This window comes from Solibacillus sp., from assembly GCF_040273735.1.
Lineage (GTDB): Bacteria > Bacillota > Bacilli > Bacillales_A > Planococcaceae > Solibacillus.
In genome coordinates this window covers 1-4,168 of sequence record NZ_JBELZM010000037.1, presented here as the reverse complement: position 1 = coordinate 4,168, position 4,168 = coordinate 1, and the positions used below count along the sequence as shown (strand labels likewise).

The window sequence follows — 4,168 nt, the reverse complement described above, 5'->3', positions numbered from 1 at the left end:
GAAAGATCCCATATCTTAAAAAACTGTCTAATTCCACATTGTTTACAATCAAAGCAAATATTGCAATGTCAATGACAATAAATGCAGCAGCTATCATCTGCTCTGTATTGGGTCTTTTAAATCCAGTAACCGGAGCGATTGTTCACAATGCAGGATCATGTTTAGTGGTTCTAAATGCCGCATTGCTCTATGACAGGCATTTCGATGATTCAATTAAAAAAATCGATACTGCACATACCGAACATTCACATTATCACTTCCACGATGACGGCGAACATACTCACTCCCACGAAGGTGTTAAAATCATTGACGAAATCATTACAGATAATGGAATTAAGCATATGCATACTCACAAGCACTCAATAACAAGACAAAGTTGTGAACTTCATCACAACTAACTTTTTCTTTTTAAGATTACTTAACATTAACATCATCCATTTGCAATTCGAAGATTTAGTTTGAAAAGGCTCATGATATAGCAAAGTTGAATTAAATTTGATCTTCTATATCATTAGTGTTAATGTCAAAAACACATCAGCAAATCAAAGTTTCGAGAATAAGTTTCGTTTTATACGAAATGTTCGTATTCTTAGGGGGATTTCTTTATATAAAATAAAGTTTATATTGGTGTTTTTCATGGGTAGAAATTGATAAGCATCGGAACTATTTTATATGTTCTGTCTGAAAATTTCTAGATTCTTGAAACATGTCTAGTAGGAATGCCCACAGTGTCATATCCAGTTTTATACTAACATTGATAAGTCAAAATAATTAAATTATATTATATGAAAAATATAGAAAATGCTATTCAATTATTTGAAAACGGATATGTGTGTTCACAAGCAGTATTTGCAACATTTTCACAGGATTTAGGTCTTTCGGAAGAACAAGCCTTGAAAATTGGTGCATGCTTTGGTAGTGGGATGCGTAAAGGTGAAGTTTGCGGTGCTTGCACAGGTGCACTAATGGCATTAGGCCTTAAATATGGTGAAAGTAAATCTAAAAGTAATGAAGTATGTGAAAAATTTTTAGATGAATTTGAAAAGGAAAACGGATCATATATCTGTAGGGATTTACTTAATTGTGACATTAGAACCGAAGAAGGCATTAAATACGCATTGGATAATAATCTATTCAAAGAGTTTTGTCCAAAAATGGTTGAATCTGCAACTAAAATAACAGAAAATTACCTATAGATTTAGGTTGAGATAACTTTCAAAAATTTTATAATTACAGAAAAACAAATTCCATATCAGAGTTTTAGTGCCGGAATTTGTTAAGTATCGGAACTTTTTTATAATTTTTATACGAATTGTTCGTGTTATTTTTGGGTTTCTTTATATAAAATAAAGAGTTTTTAGTGAGGAAAATCAATTAAGTTGATTTATAGTTTTTCAGTTAAATATTTCCCAGTTAAACTTCCAGGGGTACTAATTATATCTTCTAAACTGCCTTTTGCAAGTATTTCACCACCAAAATACTCTTCATCAATTCCAATATCAATAATGTAATCGGCATTAGCTATTAAATCCAGATCATGTTCTATTACAATAACAGTCGCTCCCCGGTCTATTAAATTATCAAATACATCAATAAGAACTTTAACATCTAATGGATGGAGGCCAATTGTCGGTTCATCAAATATAAATATGGAATTTTTTTGTGATTTCCCGATTTCCGATGCTAATTTTAATCTTTGCGCTTCACCGCCAGACAAACTTGGAGTTGATTCACCTAATGTTAAATAGCCCAAACCCAAATCAGATAATTTTTGAAGTTTACCTGTAACCTTTTTAAGTTCAAATAACTCTTCTAGAGCTTCATCAATTGTTAGATTCATAACATCTGCAATAGAAAGCCCATTATATTTAATATCTTCGACTTTTTTATCATATCTAAGACCATTACAATCAGGACAGGTCATTTCAACATCCGGTAGGAATTGAACATCCATAGACACATTGCCTGTCCCGTTACAAGTTTCACACCTTAATTTTCCGGTATTGTATGAGAAATCAGACATTTTATACTCATCACTCAATTTAGCAAATTCCCTTCTTAAGTCATCTAGAACTTTTGAGTATGTTGCAACGGTACTTCTAACATTCTTTCCAATCGGAACGCTATCGATCAACTCAATCTTTTTAATATCTTCGCATTCTAAATCTATTACATTATCTGGCAAATCTTCTCCGTTAATGTAAGATTTGATTGCAGGATACATGGATTCTAAAAGTAGGGTGGTTTTACCGCTTCCTGAAACTCCACTTACAACAGTTAATTTTCCTTTAGGAATTTTTATTGCCATCTCTTTAACATTATGGATTTCAGAGGTTTTAATTTCAATTTCACCATTTTCAAAAATATTGTCTGATTTGTCCCTTATGATGATTTTTTCAGAATTAGTTAAAAATGGGGCGATTTGTGAGGAAGGATTATTTACAATCTCATCTAAACTTCCTTTAGCTATTATGCTTCCACCGTCAGCTCCCGCATTTGGGCCAAGCTCAATCATATAATCGGCAATACCTAATATTTTCGTGTCATGGTCAACTAGGATAATTGAATTTCCATCATCCACTAATCTTTTAATAACATTTATTAGTCCATCAACGTTATTTGGATGCAGACCGATTGACGGCTCGTCTAAAACATATAATACTCCGGTTGTATGATTTTTCAATGTTTTTGCAATTTGAACTCTCTGAAGCTCACCGGTAGATAAGGTATTTGAAGGCCTATCAAGGGAAATATAACCCAAACCTAAATCAAGTAGGATATTTGCATTGTCCATGAATTCCTCTACAATATCCTGTGCCATTTCACGAATATTGTCAGGTAATTCGGTCACGATATCATTTACCCATGAAACCAAATCTTTTAAATTCATTTTACATGCATCTGCAAGATTTATTCCTCCCAATAGAGTTTCACGAGCTTTTGAATTTAATCTTGTTCCTCCACAATCGCTACAAACGGTTGTTGTTAAAAATTTATTGATTTTAGTTAATCCCTTTTCTGTTTTTGCATTTCTTAAAGCCTCTTCAATAGCTTTATGAGCATTTCTGTATTCTGCATTCAATTCAAATAATTTGCCATTTTTGGATGGGATGTTGATATATTTTTTCACTGTAGGGCCATTATAAACAATATCCTTTTCATCGTCAGTTAAATCTTTAAACGGAACATCCAACCGAACACCAAGTTCACCTGCAACATGATACATCCATGAGATGCCAAATTGATTCCAGGCATCAACTGCCCCCTCTTCCAGTGTTTTGCTATCGTCTAATATCAATTTTGAGTCATCGACGTCTCTAATTAAACCTGTACCTTCGCATGTTGGACATGCTCCATCCGAGTTAAATGCATATTCCTCGGCACCCAATCCATAGAATTCCACGCCACATTCAGGGCATTTGATTGGGATTTCACGGGCCACATTTAAAGTTGGCTCTTGAATGTGACCATTAGGACATGTATAATTCCCGCATCGAGAATATAATAATCTAAGTGAGTTTAAAAGTTCAGTTGAAGTTCCAAAAGTGGACCTGATGTTAGGAACATTTGGTCTTTGATGTAGTGCTAATGCGGCCGGAACATATTGAACTAAATCGACTTGAGCTTTTCGGGTTTGTGAGATTCTTCGGCGGGTATATGTGGATAATGCATCCAAATATCTTCTAGACCCTTCTGAGTATAGTACTCCTAGTGCTAGTGATGATTTGCCGGATCCTGAAACTCCGCTGATGGCCACAATCTTTCCAAGTGGAATGTCAATGTCAATGTTTTTTAAGTTATGAACCTTTGCTCCACGAATGATTATCATATCTTGATACATAGTTAAACATCTGCTTTTAAAAGTTAATAATATTATTCAAATTAAATTCCGGAGAACCTCTAAAAGTTTATAATTAATCAAAATAAATTTTTTATTAGAGTTTTAGTGCTGGAAATTGATAGGTATCGGAACTTTTTTATGCGTTTTATACGAAATGTTCGTATTTTTTAGTGTTAATTCAAGGATTATGTGCTCCAAAACAATTGATAATTCAAATCCTTGAAAGCCAATATGTAAATATTTCTGAAATTTTTTCATCAAAACAAATGGTTCTATCTTTATTTTCAGGTATTGCCTGTGATGAGCTTCTATTTAACCTAATCAATG

General features: G+C 33.3%; 2 protein-coding genes and 1 pseudogene. 2 read left to right on the top strand and 1 reads right to left on the bottom strand.

Annotated features, from left to right (window positions below; translation table 11 throughout):
• Both ABS917_RS18785 and ABS917_RS18780 read left to right on the top strand, forming a co-directional pair.
• A pseudogene (locus ABS917_RS18785) lies at positions 1-398 on the top strand (hypothetical protein); the annotation flags it as partial.
• A 387-nt stretch (positions 399-785) separates the two neighbouring features.
• Positions 786-1,196: a C-GCAxxG-C-C family protein gene (locus ABS917_RS18780; protein ID WP_350480414.1), complete on the top strand. Its 411-nt coding sequence runs from the start codon at positions 786-788 to the stop codon at positions 1,194-1,196.
• A 188-nt stretch (positions 1,197-1,384) separates the two neighbouring features.
• On the opposite strand, the gene ABS917_RS18775 is transcribed toward ABS917_RS18780, so the two are convergent.
• The gene (locus ABS917_RS18775) at positions 1,385-3,841 is read right to left on the bottom strand and encodes an excinuclease ABC subunit UvrA (RefSeq protein WP_350480413.1); all 2,457 of its coding nucleotides are present in this window, start codon (positions 3,839-3,841) and stop codon (positions 1,385-1,387) included.
• Positions 3,842-4,168: the final 327 nt, after the last annotated feature.

Bases quoted from the DNA above. Each gene is read 5' to 3' on its own strand.
- ABS917_RS18780 (WP_350480414.1), top strand. From the start codon at position 786: ATGAAAAATATAGAAAATGCTATTCAATTATTTGAAAACGGATATGTG.
- ABS917_RS18775 (WP_350480413.1), bottom strand. From the start codon at position 3,841: ATGTATCAAGATATGATAATCATTCGTGGAGCAAAGGTTCATAACTTA.